Annotated in this window: 14 protein-coding genes; 4 read left to right on the top strand and 10 right to left on the bottom strand. The window is 67.2% G+C overall.

Annotated elements, in window-relative coordinates; genetic code table 11:
- Nucleotides 1-9: 9 nt before the first annotated feature.
- The 10 genes from AC3ISA_RS03065 to AC3ISA_RS03110 form a co-directional block, all read right to left on the bottom strand.
- Nucleotides 10-810 carry a DUF4198 domain-containing protein gene (locus tag AC3ISA_RS03065; protein ID WP_489179296.1) on the bottom strand — a complete coding sequence of 267 codons (801 nt, stop codon included), beginning with the start codon at nucleotides 808-810 and terminating at the stop codon, nucleotides 10-12.
- An 11-nt stretch (nucleotides 811-821) separates the two neighbouring features.
- A complete protein-coding gene (locus tag AC3ISA_RS03070; protein ID WP_463434027.1) occupies nucleotides 822-1334 on the bottom strand; it encodes a DUF2271 domain-containing protein in 513 nt (170 codons plus the stop codon).
- Between the two features lie 11 nt (nucleotides 1335-1345).
- Complete coding sequence (locus tag AC3ISA_RS03075) at nucleotides 1346-2023, bottom strand: PepSY-associated TM helix domain-containing protein (RefSeq protein WP_489179297.1); 678 nt, start codon at nucleotides 2021-2023, stop codon at nucleotides 1346-1348.
- 67 nt (nucleotides 2024-2090) lie between these two features.
- Nucleotides 2091-2777, bottom strand: a complete 687-nt coding sequence (locus AC3ISA_RS03080; RefSeq protein ID WP_372693999.1) for a Fe2+-dependent dioxygenase — start codon at nucleotides 2775-2777, stop codon at nucleotides 2091-2093.
- Nucleotides 2778-2848: 71 nt separating this feature from the next.
- Complete coding sequence (locus AC3ISA_RS03085) at nucleotides 2849-5239, bottom strand: TonB-dependent receptor (RefSeq protein WP_489179298.1); 2391 nt, start codon at nucleotides 5237-5239, stop codon at nucleotides 2849-2851.
- A gap of 96 nt (nucleotides 5240-5335) precedes the next feature.
- Nucleotides 5336-6121 carry a proteasome-type protease gene (locus tag AC3ISA_RS03090; RefSeq protein ID WP_372693995.1) on the bottom strand — a complete coding sequence of 262 codons (786 nt, stop codon included), beginning with the start codon at nucleotides 6119-6121 and terminating at the stop codon, nucleotides 5336-5338.
- 64 nt (nucleotides 6122-6185) lie between these two features.
- Nucleotides 6186-7025, bottom strand: a complete 840-nt coding sequence (locus AC3ISA_RS03095) for a transglutaminase family protein (RefSeq protein WP_489179299.1) — start codon at nucleotides 7023-7025, stop codon at nucleotides 6186-6188.
- A 1-nt stretch (nucleotide 7026) separates the two neighbouring features.
- Entirely contained in the window at nucleotides 7027-7965 is a 939-nt protein-coding gene (locus AC3ISA_RS03100) for an alpha-E domain-containing protein (RefSeq protein ID WP_135193667.1), read from the bottom strand.
- Entirely contained in the window at nucleotides 7965-9386 is a 1422-nt protein-coding gene (locus AC3ISA_RS03105; RefSeq protein WP_428156589.1) for a circularly permuted type 2 ATP-grasp protein, read from the bottom strand. Before AC3ISA_RS03105 ends, AC3ISA_RS03100 begins: the two co-directional genes overlap by 1 nt.
- 266 nt (nucleotides 9387-9652) lie before the next feature.
- Nucleotides 9653-10861: an NAD(P)/FAD-dependent oxidoreductase gene (locus AC3ISA_RS03110; protein WP_489179300.1), complete on the bottom strand. Its 1209-nt coding sequence runs from the start codon at nucleotides 10859-10861 to the stop codon at nucleotides 9653-9655.
- 136 nt (nucleotides 10862-10997) lie between these two features.
- Here AC3ISA_RS03110 and AC3ISA_RS03115 point away from each other — a divergent pair, with 136 nt between their 5' ends.
- From AC3ISA_RS03115 to hisB, 4 genes are all read left to right on the top strand, one after another.
- On the top strand, nucleotides 10998-11288 hold the full coding sequence (locus AC3ISA_RS03115) for a YerC/YecD family TrpR-related protein (protein ID WP_489179301.1): 291 nt from the start codon (nucleotides 10998-11000) through the stop codon (nucleotides 11286-11288).
- Nucleotides 11289-11298: 10 nt separating this feature from the next.
- Nucleotides 11299-12180 (top strand): ATP phosphoribosyltransferase, encoded by an 882-nt coding sequence (gene hisG / locus AC3ISA_RS03120; RefSeq protein ID WP_489179302.1) that lies wholly within the window; start codon nucleotides 11299-11301, stop codon nucleotides 12178-12180.
- Nucleotides 12180-13511 (top strand): histidinol dehydrogenase, encoded by a 1332-nt coding sequence (gene hisD / locus AC3ISA_RS03125; protein WP_489179303.1) that lies wholly within the window; start codon nucleotides 12180-12182, stop codon nucleotides 13509-13511. Before hisG ends, hisD begins: the two co-directional genes overlap by 1 nt.
- Before the next feature lie 202 nt (nucleotides 13512-13713).
- On the top strand, nucleotides 13714-15138 hold the full coding sequence (hisB, locus tag AC3ISA_RS03130; RefSeq protein WP_489179304.1) for an imidazoleglycerol-phosphate dehydratase HisB: 1425 nt from the start codon (nucleotides 13714-13716) through the stop codon (nucleotides 15136-15138).
- Nucleotides 15139-15278: the final 140 nt, after the last annotated feature.

Raw genomic sequence — 15278 nt, forward strand, 5'->3', positions numbered from 1 at the left:
GCCCTTCGCTTAGGGCAGGACTTCCATCGCCGCCACATAGCTGGCGTTGGAACCGAGCGTTTCGCCCTGACCTTCTGTGCGGACAGAGGCGTTCAGCCAGTACATGCCGGCTTCCGGCCAGGTCACGGTGAAGGCGCCGTCGGCGTTCGTCTTGACCGTCGATTCCTCGGGGTTGTCGCGATAGCGGATCGCGCCGCGCGCCACGGTGACTTCGATGTCCGACGCCGGCTGGCCGTTGTTCAGCAGCTTGAAGGTTGCGGGCTCGCCGACGACCAGGTCGTTGGGGTGGGTCACGGGAACCAGTTCAAGCCCTTCGCCGGTCGTCTTGAAGACGGTGTCGGTCGGGTTGTTCAGGGTGACGAAGGTTTCGATGCGGCTGGCGGTGCGGGTCGCCTGCACGTCGGTCGCGCCCTCGGGCAGGCCCGCCGGGTATTCGGCCGCCGCGCCGCGCCAGCGCTTCTGCTCGCCGTTCAGCTTGTAGCTGGCCATGACGCCGCCCATGACGTTGGCGATCTTGTAGGTGCCGTTCTGCGTCAGGTGCGCGTCGAAGGTCGAGCGATACTGGCCCTGCATGGCGTGTTCGGGCTGGACCGCCGAACCGTCCGGCGCGGTGATGGCCAGGCCCGTCAGGCGCATGGCGGCGTGATCGGGGTTGAACACCTGGTTCGACATGCCGGCGTCGAAACCGACCCAGGCGTCCGAGCCCGACAGGGTCGTGGCGGTCGGCGCCAGCCAGGCGCGGTGCGCCTGCGCGGCCATGGGGGCGGCCAAGGCGGCGGCCAGCGTGAGGAGAGCGATCGTCTTCTTCATGGGTCTGTTCCTTAGCGAGAGACGGCGACGCGCACGGCGCCCAGTTCGGTGGAGCCGGTTCCGGCGCCGGTGTTGGCGGCGCCCCAGCGGAACGGCACGCGCACGACCTCGCGACCGCCCAGTTCACGGGCCGCCTCGACGACGATGTTGTACTGGCCCGGTTGCAGGCCGGCCAGACGCGCGGCCGGTACGGTCACGGTCTGGCGACCCGGCGCACGAGTGGCGCCCGACACGCCGTCGGCCGGCAGGCTCATGGCCCGGCCGCCCTTGCGCCACCAGGTGCGCAGGTCCTTCAGCCAGTCCTTGCCGTCGCCCTCGTTGTTGCGGGTCTGCTGATACCAGACGGCCAGGGTCCGTTCGGCCGACTGATCCGGCTTCTCGATCCAAACAGCGACATAGGGGCGGTGATAGGAGGCGGTGTTCAGGCGCGGAATCTCGACCGACACCGTCAGGTCGGCGGCCATGGCGGGCGCGGCGGCGGCGGCGAGGCCGACGGTGGTGATGACGATGGGGAGCAGGCGCATCGGGAAACTCGTCAGTGAATGAAGATCAGGGCGATGACGACGGGGATCAGCAGGCCCAGCGCCGCCAGCGGCCAGGTCGACGGCCGACCCTTGGCGTGCAGGACCATCAGGCCCAGCCCCGTCAGGGCGAAGAGGGTGCAGGCGACGGCGAAGACGTCGATGAACCAGAACCAGACCGAGCCGGCGTTGCGGCCCTTGTGCAGGTCGTTGAGGTAGGCGATCCAGCCACGGGTGGTCTTCTCGTGCAGCGTCTCGCCGTTTGAACGGTCGATCGTCACCCATCCGTCGCCGCCCGGCATGGCTAGGGCGACATAGACCTCTTCCGGCGTGGTCTCGGTCGGCTTGCCGGCGATCTCGACCTTCAGCGCCTGCGACGCCCAGCGCGCGACGGCGTCGGGAACGGGATCTGTCGTCTCTTGCGGGAAGGCCGCCAGCCGCTGCAACAGCGGCGTCGGCAGGGTCGCGGTCTGTTCGACCGTGACCGGGTTTCCGGGGATCGAGGCCGCGTGGTTCAGTGTGATGCCGGTGACGGCGAACAGGATCATGCCGACCAAGCTGACCGCCGCCGAAATCCAGTGCCAGCTATGGAGCTGTTTCAGCCAGAACGACCGCGCGCCGTTCAGCGCCGCCTTGGGTTTGGGCCCCTTGGTTGCGGTTTCGGCCTGACGCTGTGTGGCGAGTTCGGTCACGCGGTCGCTGTGCCATTGTTGCGAACGGGTTGCAATAGCGTTTAGCGGCCCCGCGACACCCTGTGCCCTAGACCTCGGCCCAGCGGCGCAGCAGATTGTGATAGACGCCGGTCAGTTCGATCACCGCCTGATCCTTCGGACCCTTGTCCACCGCGACCCGCTGGGTGGCGATGTCCAGGCGGAACAGCGTCTCGCGATCCGCATCGTCGCGCACCAGGCTCTGCATCCACATGAAGGACGACACCCGCGCGCCGCGCGTCACCGGCGTGACGCTGTGCAGGCTCTTGGACGGATACAGAACCAGATCGCCGGCGGGCAGTTTGATCGATTGCGACCCGTACATCTCCTCGATGATCAGTTCGCCGCCGTCGTAATCCTCGGGCTCGGACATGAACAGGGTCGCCGACAGGTCGCTGCGGATGCGTAAAGCGCCTCCTCCCCGCGCCTGACGGATGGCGTTGTCGATGTGCAGGCCGAACTCGCCCCCGCCCTCGTAGCGGTTGAACAGGGGCGGAAAGATCGTGTGCGGCAGGGCGGCGGCCACAAACATCGGATTGGCGTTCAGGGCCTGGACGACCAGGGCCGAGACCTCTTTCGCGACCTCAGAATCCTCGGGCAGTTGCAGGTTCTTCTTCGCCGTCGCCGACTGATGGCCCGATGTGACGTTGCCGTCGCTCCAGGGGCCGGCGTCCAGCCGCGCGCGCAGGGCCGCGACCTCGGCCTTGGAGAAGACTTCCGGGATCTGCAGCAGCATCATGCCTCGCGGAAAGAAAACGGCCCCGCGGGGGATCGCGGGGCCGTCAGGATAGGCCGGGTGGAGGGCCTTTAGAAGCGCAGGTTCAGGGCCAGGATGGCTTGCCGACCTGCCGCCACGCCGGCGTAGTGGATGCCGTTGGTGCGGATGATGTATCCCTCGTCCGTGAGGTTCTTGACGTTGAGTTGAAGCGTCGCGCGATCCGTCAGGTCATAGGTGGCGAACGCGTCCACGCGGGTCCATTCCGGCGCATAGACGCGGTTGGTCCCGCCGCCGGCGCCGCCCTGGTTCCCGCCCAGAGACTTGGACGTATAGTAGACGCCGCCGCCAACCGTCAGCTTTGGCAGGACGCGGTAGGTGGTGAACAGGCTGGCGTTGTTCTTGGGCGTATTGGCCAGCGGCAGGCCCTGCAGCGGATTGACGATCTCCACCGGCGGCAGCGTCGCCGTGAACATCCTGGCCGCCTTGGTCAGTTCGGAGTCCATGTAGGTGTAGCCGCCGAACACGGTCCACTTCGGGGTGATATTGCCCGAAACACCCAGTTCGAAGCCCTTGACCTCGACCTCGCCCTCCTGACGGAAGATGTTGGGCTGAACCAGGATCAGCGCGTTCTTGCGCGTCAGTTGGAAAGCGGCCGCCGACAGCGCCAGACGGTCGTGGAACACGTTGGCCTTGGCTCCGATCTCGAAGCTTTCGGTGTCTTCCGGGTCCAGCACGACGTTGGCGACGCCATCGACCGTGCCCGTGCCGCCCGAGGCGTTCTGATCGCCTGCCGATATGGTCGGCGGCGTCGAGGAGGTGGACCACGACGCATAGACGCTGCTGCTCTGCGTCGGCTTGAAGACCAGTCCGACCTGATAGTTGGTGAACTCCCAGGTCCGGTTCGGCACGGCGGTGAATCCCGTCGTTGTCCAGACGCCAGCCGCCTGGGTCGCCGTCGCATTCACGCCCTTGACCGAATACTGGTCCCAGCGAACGCCCAGGTTCAGGATCAGACGCTCGGTCAGGGTGATGCTGTCGTTGGCGTATACGCCGATGGCCTCGGTCGTGTTCGAGCTGGTCGGGCCGCGATTGATCACGCCGGTCCAGGCGTCGTCGGGGTTCGGATTGAACACCGGGGTGCAGTCGTCGGCGCCCAGCGCGCCCGTCGCCGTGGGAGGCGCACCATTCACTGTCGTCAGACCCGTCGGGCAGGTCGAGCCCGAGGTCGTATAGGTCGAATAGGCCGCATTGAGGTTCCGCTCGCGCGACAGTTCGACGCCGACGTCATAGCTGTGTTTGATCGAGCCGGTGGCGAACTGGCCGAAGACATCCGTCACATTGGCCAGGGTGGTGACCGGATTCCAGCGGGTCTTGGTGCCCCGCTTCATCCAGTAGGCGCCATCCGCCGCCCGACCGACATAGCCGCCGTCGCCGGGATTGGTGACGATATAGTCGTTCAGCGTCCGCGAGAAGCGGCTGACGTTGCGGATGGTGGCGAAGTCGTTGAGGCGATGCTCGGCGCGGAAGGTGAACGCATCCACCTCATTGGTCAGATAGTCGCGGGACTTGAGGCCGTAGAAGCTGTCGTAGGGCACATCCAGAACGCCGCTGTCCGTGCGCGGCCGAACCGGCGCCGTCGAGGTCGCGGACGGAACCAGCTTCGTAAACAGCGGAATGCCGTAGTCGGGCATCTGGTCGCTGGTCAGGTGGTAATAGCTGAAGACCATCGACGACGGCGTGCCGAGGCCGGCGCCCAGGCTAAGGCCCAAGCCCCATTTGTCATAGTCGACGGCGTCGCGGCCCGGCACGTCGCCCTGGGCGCCCATCAGGTTGATCCGCAGGGCTGCGGTCTCGCCCAGCGGCAGATTGGTGTCGATCGTACCGCGCAGATAGCCGTCCGTGCCCACGCCGGCCGAGATGTTGTTGAAGGCATTCAGCTTGGGCGATTTGGAGCCCAGGTTGATGCTGCCCCCGCCCGAGCCGCGCCCGGAATAGACGGCGTCCGGTCCCTTGATGACCTCGACCTGCTCCAGGTTGAAGACTTCGCGCTGCTGGCCGCCGGTGTCGCGGATGCCGTCCACGAAGATGTTGTTGCCCGAGGACTGGCCCCGGATGAACGGACGGTCGGCCAGCGGCTGGCCGCCCTCACCCGCGCCGAAGGTGATGCCCGGCGAGTTGGACAACAGATCCTGCAGCGACGAGGCCGAAGTCTGTTCAATGATGGCCTGGGGGATGATGGTGATCGAACGCGGCGTATCGACCAGGGGCGCCACGAACTCTGGGCTGACAGGGGCCGGCTTCTTGACCTGACCATTCACGTCGATCGTGCCTAGGTTAGCCGGTTGCTGCTGGTCGGCCGTGACGACCACGCCGTCCTCGGCGGTGACGTCAGAGGCGAAAGCGGGTGCGGCGATCAACATGCCGGCGGCGCTGGAGGCGAACAGGAGCGCTCGGAGGGAGGCGGCTCGGGAGTCGGACATAGTCTTGCGACCTTTTGGTCTGATTTTGCGATGCGGTCGCAATAACCAGCTTCAATATGTCGCACAAGTTCAATTGCGAACAAATCGCAATATTAATCAACTAACGACGGTCATCGTCCGTTGAGCCGGCGTCTTGTCCACATCCAGCCAGGTCGGATCGGGCATGGCGCGGTGAGCGGCGGCCAGAGCCTCGGACCAGCGGCGTCCCAGGTCGCGGAAATAGGGGTCGTCGGCTTCGATACGCCGTGCGGTGCCGCTCAACTGGTCACGCGGCATGACGATCAGGTCCAGCGGCGGCCCGACCGCGATGTTCGAACGGATGGTCGAATCGAACGAGATCAGCCCCAGCTTCACAGCCTCGGACAAGGTCGTCGAACTGTGCAGCGCCCGATCCAGGATCGGCTTGCCGTATTTCAGCTCGCCGATCTGAAGATAGGGGGTGTCCGGCCCGCACTCGATGAAATTGCCCTGACCATAGATCAGATACAGCCCCATCTTGCCGCCCGAGATCTGACCCCCCAGCAACATCGACGCCGTGACGTTCAGCCCGTCGGCTGTCGGGGTCGGCGGCGTGTTGATGCTGGCGCGGACGCTGGCCATCGCATGGCCCAGGATCTGAGCCGCACGAAACAGCGTCGGCGCGGTCTCCAGGGTCTCCACATCGATGGAGTCGGGCAGTTTTACCCCGGCCGACGCCATGGCCAAGGCCGTCTGGGTCACCGACAGATTGCCCGCCGTCGCCACCGCCAGCATCCGCTCGCCCGGCGACTTGTAGATGTGCAGCTTTCGGTAGGACGAGATGTTGTCCACGCCCGCATTGGTGCGCGTGTCGGCGATCATCGCCAACCCTTCGTCCACCAGCATGCCTACGCAATAGGTCACTTCGCTCTATCCGCTCCCCGCGTTGCGAATCCGATGACGCTAACAGATTCGCGCGACATGCCTATCAGGGCCATCCGCGCGACTGCAGTTGTTGTTGGGTCTGTTGCACGGGCCGCACATTCAGGGCGACCGTCAGGGTCTCATGCCCACCGCCATAGCTGGTGCCCCGGATCGGCGTGGCCCCGCGCGCGTCGAGGCCGACGGCGACGCGAACATAGTGTTCGGTCGGGCTGATGCCGTTGGCCGGATCGAACCCGACCCAGCCCAGGTTCTCGACCCAGGCCTCGGCCCAGGCATGGGCGGCGTCCTGGTCGTGCTTGCCGTCCTGACGGCTGAGGTGGCCCGAGACATAGCGGGCGGGAACGCCCATCCGTCGCGCCGACGCGATGAAGATCTGGGCGTGATCCTGACAGACGCCGCGCTTCTGGGCGAAGGCCTCGGCGGCGGTGTGGCTGGCCGAGGTCGAGCCGACCTCGAACGCCACATCCTGCTTCAGCGCCCCCATCAGGGCATGCATCCGGCCCAGGGTCGCACTTTCGGGGATCGAGCGGGCGAAGTCGTCGATGGCCGCATCCGGCTTGGTCATCGGCGTCTCGCGCAGGAAGACGATGGGCGACAGCCGCTCGGCCTGGCCCCGCACCACGCCGCCCGTGTTCACCGTCGCCACCTCACCGGTGACCCGAATGGTCAGGGCATCGGTCGGCCGCTCGGTATAGAGGCTGTGGACCACATTGCCGAAGGCGTCCTCGCTGCGACGCAGGCGGGCGTCAACGTCGGTCTCGATGCGCCAGTCGCGCACCTGCTGGCCCTCGCACGAGCGCGGCGTCAGTCGCAGCATCTGCACGATGAACCGCGCCGGGCGGGCGTAGGCATAGCGGGTGGAGTGGTCGATCCGTATCCGCATGTCAGACCAGATACTGTTCTTGGACGGCCGCAGCCAGGGCGTTGTTCTGGTTCAGGAAGCCCTGGATGTATTCGTGCAGGCCGGACTGGAAGATGTCCTCGATCTTGGCCTCGTTGAACTGGGTCAGGCGGTTGGAGGCCAACCGCTGCGCCGGGCCGCGCCGCCCGTAATCGGTCGCCAGCCGTTCCAGATAGCTGACGATCATCCCTTGGCACGACGCCAGCGAACGCGGCATCTGGCGGTTCAGCACCAGCAGGTCCGCCACCAGCCAGGGCCGCACAGATTCGCGATAAACCCAGCGATAGGCGGTCAGGGCCGAGACCTCACGCAGCAGGGTCGTCCACTGGAAATAGTCCAGCTGTCCCCCCACCCGTTCGCCGGGCGGCAGCAGCAGATGGTATTTGACGTCCAGCAGGCGCGCGGTGTTGTCGGCCCGCTCGATCGCCATGCCCAGCCGCAGGAACCAGTAGGCGTCGTTGCGCAACATGGTCCGCGACGAGGCGCCCTCGACCGCCAGCGACGTGGACTTCACGAAGTCGAGAAAGTTGGTGAAATCGTCGCGCTTGGTCGGTTCGCCCAGTTCGTTCAGGCCGTTCCAGGCGCCGTTGATCGCCTCCCACAACTCGATGGTCAGGGCGGTCCGCACCGAGCGCGCATTGGTCCGCGCCTTGGTGATGCAGGCCTTGATCGAGGTCGAGTTGTCGTAGCCGAAGGCCAGATACTCGCGGACCGACTTCTCCGAAATCGTCCGGCCCGAGGCGTCGAACCCGCTCTTGACCCCGGACGAGGCGATGGCGCCCGCCCAGGCCGTGACCGTGGCCTGGTCCTTGGCCGGCAAGGCGGCCAGGCGAATGGCGGCCTCAAGAATGCGCGCGAGGAAGTCCGCCCGCTCCATGTAGCGGCCGGTCCAGTAGAGGCTGTCTGCGGTGCGTGAAAGCATCAGTTGTCCAGCACCCAGGTGTCCTTGGTTCCGCCGCCCTGGCTGGAGTTCACCACCAGCGACCCCTCTTTCAGCGCGACCCGCGTCAGACCGCCGGGCGCGACGCGCACCCCGGCCGGGCTGGACAGGACGAACGGCCGCAGATCGACGTGGCGGGGCGACAGGTCGCCTCCATTCAGGGTCGGCGCCGTCGACAGGCTCAGCGTCGGCTGGGCGATGAAGTCGTCCGGGTCGGCGATCAGCTTGGCGCGAAACGCTTCGATCTCGGCCTTGGTCGAGGTCGGCCCGACCAGCATGCCGTAACCGCCCGATCCGCCCACTTCCTTGACGACCAGTTCCGGCAGTTTTTCCAGCACCTCTTTCAAGGCATCGGCTTCGCGACATCGCCAGGTCGGCACGTTCTGAAGGATCGCATCCTCGCCTGTGAAGAAGCGGATGATCTCGGGCATATAGGTATAGACGGCCTTGTCGTCGGCCACCCCCGTCCCGATGGCATTGGCCAGGGTGACGCGCCCGGCGAAATAGGCCGACATCAGTCCAGGCACCCCGACCGTCGAATTCGGCATGAAGGTCAGCGGATCGATAAAGTCGTCGTCGATGCGGCGATAGATGACATCGACCCGTTTGGGCCCCTCGGTCGTGCGCATGAAGACGGTGTCGTCATTGACGAACAGGTCGGTGCCCTGGACCAGTTCCACCCCCAGCTTGTCGGCCAGGAAGCTGTGTTCGTAATAGGCCGAGTTGAACGGTCCGGGCGTCAGCACGACGATGGTCGGGTCCGCCCCCGCGCCCGCCGGCGCGGACGCCTGCAAAGACCGCAGCAGCATGTCGGTGTAGATTTCGACCGGCCGAACCGCATGTTCCGCGAACAGATCGGGGAACAGGCGCATCATCATCTCACGGTTCTCCAGCATGTAGGAGACCCCCGACGGCGTGCGGCAGTTGTCTTCCAGCACGTAGAAGCCGTCCTCGCCGGTGCGCACCAGATCGACGCCCGAGATATGGCACCAGACATCTCCCGGCGGACGGCGGCCCTGCATCTCGGGTCGATAATGCGGATTGGTCAGGATCAGGTCGGCCGGGACGATGCCGGCCTTGATGCATTCCTGCGCGCCGTAGATGTCTTTCAGGAAGGCGTTGATGGCGGTGACCCGCTGCTTCAACCCTTTTTCCAGTCCGCTCCATTCGTCCGCGCCGATGATGCGCGGCACGACGTCGAAGGGGATCAGACGTTCGTTGGATTCCTCGTCGCCATAGACGGCGAAGGTCACGCCCATACGGCGGAAGAACAGCTCCGCCTGGCGCGAGCGCGCCTGCAGCAGATCGGCGGGCGCGTTTTCCAGCCACGCCGCCAAAGTCTTGTAGCTGTCGCGGATCGCACCCGATCCGCCGCCGTTCATTTCGTCGAAAGCTCTCGTCATTCGCCCCCGCCGCGTTGAAGTCGCAGCTTGATCGTCCCCAAACGAAAAGCGCAACAGTTTTGTTGCACTGCGGCGACGAGGAGCGGCACTGCACCTCTCCCTCCCCCTGCGGGGGAGGGTGGCCGAGCGGAGCGAGGTCGGGTGGGGGCGGCAAGGCGACGCCTCACAGACCTTTCTTTGAATCAAGTAAGTGCGACCCTACCGGGCCGCCCCACCCGGTCGCTACGCGACCACCCTCCCCGAAGCGGGGAGGGAAAGGTTTCGGGTCACCCGGCCGCCACGGCCTTCATCGAAATCGCCGGATCGGCCAGCTTGTCCACGTCCACCGGCGTCGCCTTCCCGATCAACTGCTTGCCCGCCATGAACTCCGGCGGCGCATTGACCGCCTCGACGCAGACCACACGGTCGCCGTTCAGATGAAACACCGCAAATCCCCCTACCGACGGATCGCCGCGCACCACCTGACGGTCAGCGTCGAACGGCAAGCCGGCGATCTGCAGCTTGAAGTCATACTGATCCGACCAGAACCACGGCACCTCGGGCGTCGGCCCCGCCCGGCCGACGATGGCGGCCGCCGCCTGTTTCGCCTGTTCCAGCGCATTGGGCACGCTCTCCAGCCGGTGCGAAACTCCGCCGTGAACCGGAATCGGCCGCCGCGTCATGTCGCCGACGGCGAAGATGGCCGGATCGCTGGTCCGCGCCTCGCCATCCACCACCACCCCGTCGTCGCAGGTCAGGCCCGCCGACCGCGCCAGGCTGTCGCACGCCAGCGCCCCGACCCCGACCAACACCGCATCCGCTCGCACAACCGATCCGTCCGCCAGGGTCACGCCGTCATTGGCCACGGCGACCACCTCGGCCTCGGTCAGGATCTCGACCCCATGCGCCCGGTGCTGGGCGGTGAAAAAGGCCGACAGGGTCTCCGACGCCACCCGCGCCAGCACGCGCGGCGCCCGTTCGATCACCACCGCCTCGGCCCCCAAAGCCCGGGCCGAGGCCGCCGCCTCCAGCCCGACATAGCCGCCGCCGGCCACCGCCAGCCGCTTGCCCGGCCCCAGCACGGCCTTCAGCCGCTCGGCGTCCTTCAGCGTGCGCAGCTCCAGCAGGTCGGGATGATCCCCGCCTGGCACCGGCAGTTTCCGCGCCGTCGATCCCGTCGCCAGCACCAGGACGTCATAGGTCTCGCTCGACCCGTCATGGAAGGCGACCGTCTTCGCTGCCGGGTCCACCGAAACGGCGACGGTCGAGGGCCGGAAGTCGATCCGCTGTTCCTCATAGAAGCTCAGCGGCCGCAGCAGCAGCGCCTCCAGATCCGCCTCGCCCTTCAGCCAGGCCTTGGACAGAGGCGGCCGCTGATATGGCGGCGCATCCTCCTCGCCGATCAGCACAATCGGCCCCTCATGGCCGTATTGCCGCAGAAAGGCCGCAACGGAGCCGCCGGCATGCCCGGCGCCGATGATGAGGATCTTGGTCATGGGGGTGATGTAGAGCGGTGAACGAGTGTGCGTAAGTCGTGATTGGTGAATCGTGAGCCGTGACTGAAGCCCACACCAATCACGACTCACGTACTCCCTCTTGACCGTTCCACCGTTACAGCATAGTGGAACGCGCATGACGACCCCGCCCGCCCGTGACGCCCTTCATGACGCCCTGCTGTCGATGCAGACGCGCACGGAGATCGACGCCTTTCTGGCCGATCTATGCACCCCGGCGGAACTGCGCGCCTTCACCGAGCGCTGGCAGGTGGCGCGCCTGCTCGACGCCGGCGGCAAATCCTATCGCGAGATCGCGGCCGAGGCCCACGCCAGCCCCACCACCGTCGTCCGCGTCGCCCGTTATCTGAAAGACATGCCGCACCAGGGCTATCGCCTCGCCCTGGATCGCCTGAAGAACAAGAACTGAGTATCCGAACATGAGCACCGTCCAGGGCCGGCTTCGCATCGCCGTCCAGAAATCCGGCCGTCTGGCCGACCGCAGCCTCGACCTGATCCGCGACGCGGGTCTGAAATGGGTCAAGGGCCACAACGACCTGCTCTATCGGGTCGAGAACTATCCGATCGACCTGCTGCGCGTCCGCGACGACGACATCCCCACCTTCGTGGCCGACGGCGTCTGCGACCTGGGGATCGTCGGCGAGAACGTGCTGGAAGAGGGAAAGAACGGCGGGGCCAACGCCTCCATCGTCATGCCGCTGGGCTTCGGCCGCTGCACCCTGAAGATCGCCACGCCCCCGACCTTGGCCTATGACGGCCCGGCCTCGCTGGACGGTCTGCGCATCGCCACCTCCTATCCCAAGATCCTGCGCCGCTTCCTGGACGAGCGAGGGGTCAAGGCCGACATCGTCGTCATGCGCGGCGCCGTCGAGGTCGCGCCTAGGCTGAAACTGGCCGCCGCCATCTGCGACCTGGTCTCGACCGGCGCGACACTGGAGGCCAACGGCCTGGGCGCCAAGGACACGGTGCTGGAAAGCCAGGCGGTCCTGATCCAGTCCCCCGTCGCGCCCGAGCCCGGCCTGCAGCACCTGCTGGACAGCGTGATCGAACGGATGTCCGGCGTGGTGTCCTCGCAGGGCGCCAAATACGTCATGTTGAACGCGCCGCGTTCGGCGCTCGATGAGATCACCGCCATCCTGCCCGGCGCCGGTTCGCCCACTGTCATGCCCCTGATGGGTCGTGACGATGCTGTCGCCGTCCACGCCGTCTGTCAGGAGGCCGTCTTCTGGGAGACGCTGGAGAAGCTGAAGGCCGCCGGCGCCTCGGCCATCCTGGTCCTGCCCATCGAGAAGATGATGTGATGACCACGGCCTTCAAACGCATCGACTGGTCGGCCCTCGACGCCGCCGGCAAAAAGGCGGCCCTCGCCCGCCCGGCCCAGCGCACGGCCGGCGACGTGACCGAGGTCGTCCGCACCATCCTGGACGATGTGCGGATGCGCGGCGGCGCGGCCGTCACGGACTGGTGCCTGAAGCTGGACAAGGCGCCGCCGCGTCGCATCGCCATCACGCCCGGCGTCGTCGCCGAGGCGCGGGGCGCCCTGCCGCCCGCCGACGCCCGCGCCCTGCGCATGGCGGCCGAGAACGTGCGCGTCTTCCACCAGGCGACCAGGCCGGAAGACACCCCCTTCATCGAGACCACGCCCGGCGTGCGCTCCAAACTGGCCTGGCGTCCGATCGCCTCGGCCGGTCTCTACATCCCCGGCGGCACCGCCCCCCTGTTCTCGTCCCTGCTGATGCTGGCCATTCCGGCCGGGGTCGCGGGTGTCGGCCAGCGCGTCGCCGTCACGCCGCCCGACAAGAACGGCGGCGTCCACCCCGCCATGATCCTGGCGGCGGCCGAGGCGGGCCTGGACGCCCTCTGGCTGATGGGCGGCGCCCAGGCCATCGCCGCCCTGACCTTCGGCGTCGAACTGGAGGACGGGGTCATCCCCGCCTGCGACAAGCTGTTCGGCCCCGGCAACGCCTATGTCGCCGAGGCCAAGAAACAGGCCTCCGCCCTAAGTCGTTTCGGGGGGGGCGGCCCCGCCGTGGACATGCCCGCCGGCCCGTCCGAACTGATGGTCATCGTCGACCGCGACGCCGCGCCCGAGATCGCCGCCGCCGACCTGCTGAGCCAGGCGGAACATGACGCGGACGCCCAGGTCATCCTGGTTTCCACCAGCCGCGCCACTATCGACTACATCCTGTCGGAGGTGGAGGTTCAGATCGCGACCCTGCCGCGCGAAGCCATCGCCCGCGCCTCGCTGAACGAGGCCCGCGCTATTCTGGTGCGCGACCTCGACGCCGCTGCGGAGGTCGCCAACCTCTATGGTCCCGAACACTTGGCGATCCAGATCGACGATCCCGAACCGCTGGTCGATTCAATCAACGCCGCCGGCGCCGTCTTCGTCGGTCGGTTCGCGGCCGAGACCCTGGGCGACTATGCGGCGGGTCCTAGCCACGTCCTGCCGACCGACGGCGGCGCCCGCACCCTGGGCGGCGTCACCACGTCCAGCTTCATGACCACTATGTCGGTTCAGTTGGTGACCGAGGCCGGCGCCCGCGCGCTGGCGCCCATCGCGGCCCGCCTGGCCCGGATGGAGGGCCTCGAAGCCCACGCCCGCGCCGCCGATCTGAGGAGTGAGGGATGAACGCCGCAGCCTCTGGACAAGACCCCGCCCTCGCCCCACCTCCTGTGCGTCGCCCAGCCTTGAATGGACGAAGTGCACTGATTGCACCCTCTTTTATCGTGAGCGCATCCAGGCGAACTGCACACATTGCACCCTGTTTTTCGGGCGCCGATTTGAGACCAATTGCACTGATTGCACCTCGTTTTGTCCGGGGAGCCATCCAATGACCCTGCCCGCCCCCTATCCCCCGCTGGTCTCCGGCGGCGAGGGCCTGGACCGCTATCCTGGCGACGCGTCGGCCTTGGGCGCCCGCATGGCCGCCGTCTACGCCGTGCCCGCCGAGCAGGTCCTGCCGGTGCGCGGCCTGACCCACGGGTTGGAGCTGGCCTGGCGTCTCGCCGCCCGCGAAGGCGGTTCGGTCGATGCCCCCAAGGCCGAGCCCTATGACAGTCTCGCCGCCATCTATCCGGCCAGGGGCGAACCCGCCGTCGTCGTCATCCGCGCGCTGGGCTCGCCCGAGGCCGTCGCCGAAATGGCCGCCCGCGTCGCCCCCGCCCTGCTGGTGGTGGATGAAGGCCTGATCGAGTTCTCCGACAGCGTCTCGGCCGTCACGGTCGTCGCTGAGCAGCCGAACCTGATCGTCCTGCGCAGCCTGTCCCTGGCCTATGGTCTGGCCGGCGCCCGCGTCGGCGCCGCCATCGCACAAGCCCCGACCCTGGCCCGCCTGGCGTCGGTGCTGGAGCCCTACGCCCTGCCCGAACCCCTGGTGCGGCTGGCGATGCAGGCGCTCGACCCTTCCCGCATGATCGAAACCGCCGAGCGGATCGCCTCCGTCCGACGTGAGCGCGAGCGGCTGGCCCGCGAACTGGGTCGCCAGATTAATGTCGAGGCCGGCGTCGGCCCCATCATCATGGCCCGCCCAGAAGACCCCGCCGCCGCCCTGGCGGGTCTGAAGGCCTACGGCGTCGAGGCCGACCTGTCCGGCGACCGCCTGCGTCTGCCCGTCTCCATCAAGCCCGAGGTCAACGACCGACTGCTGGCCGCCTTCGGCCTGACGCCCGCCAAGCGTCGGCCGGCTCGCGTCGGCCAGGCCGTGCGCGATACGAAAGAGACCCGCATCGTCTGCGCCGTCGACCTGGACGCGCCCGGTCCGGTGAAGATCGAAACCGGCGTCGGCTTCTTCGATCACATGCTGGAGCAGATCGCGGCCCACGGCGGCTTCTCCCTGCGGCTTCAGTGCGAGGGCGACCTGCACACCGACCCGCACCACACCATCGAGGACAGCGCCATCGCCCTGGGCCAGGCGCTGAAACAGGCGCTGGGCGAAAGGAAGGGCATCGCCCGCTACGGCTTCGTCCTGCCGATGGACGAGGCCAACGCCACCGTCTCCATCGACCTGTCCGGTCGTCCCTATCCGCTGTTCGAGGGCACGTTCGACACCCCCTTCATCGGCGACTATCGCACCGACCTGACGGCGCACGTCTTCCGTTCATTGGCTGAGGCCATGGGCGCCGCCGTCCACATCTCGGTCACAGGCCAGGACGACCACCACAAGACCGAGGCCGTCTACAAAGCCTTCGGCCGGGCGCTCCGTCAGGCCATCCGCGTCGAGGGCGACGCGGTGCCGTCGACCAAGGGGGTGCTATGATGAGCGGACCCGCGTTCCTTCTCCCCTCGGGGGAGAAGGTGGGCCCGAAGGGCTCGGATGAGGGGGCTCTGTCCGCCTCAGTGACGGCAAGAGAGGTCCTGTGTCCAGCAGCTCCCTCATCCGTCTCGCTCCGCGAGCCA

The organism is Brevundimonas sp. KH_058, from assembly GCF_057838505.1.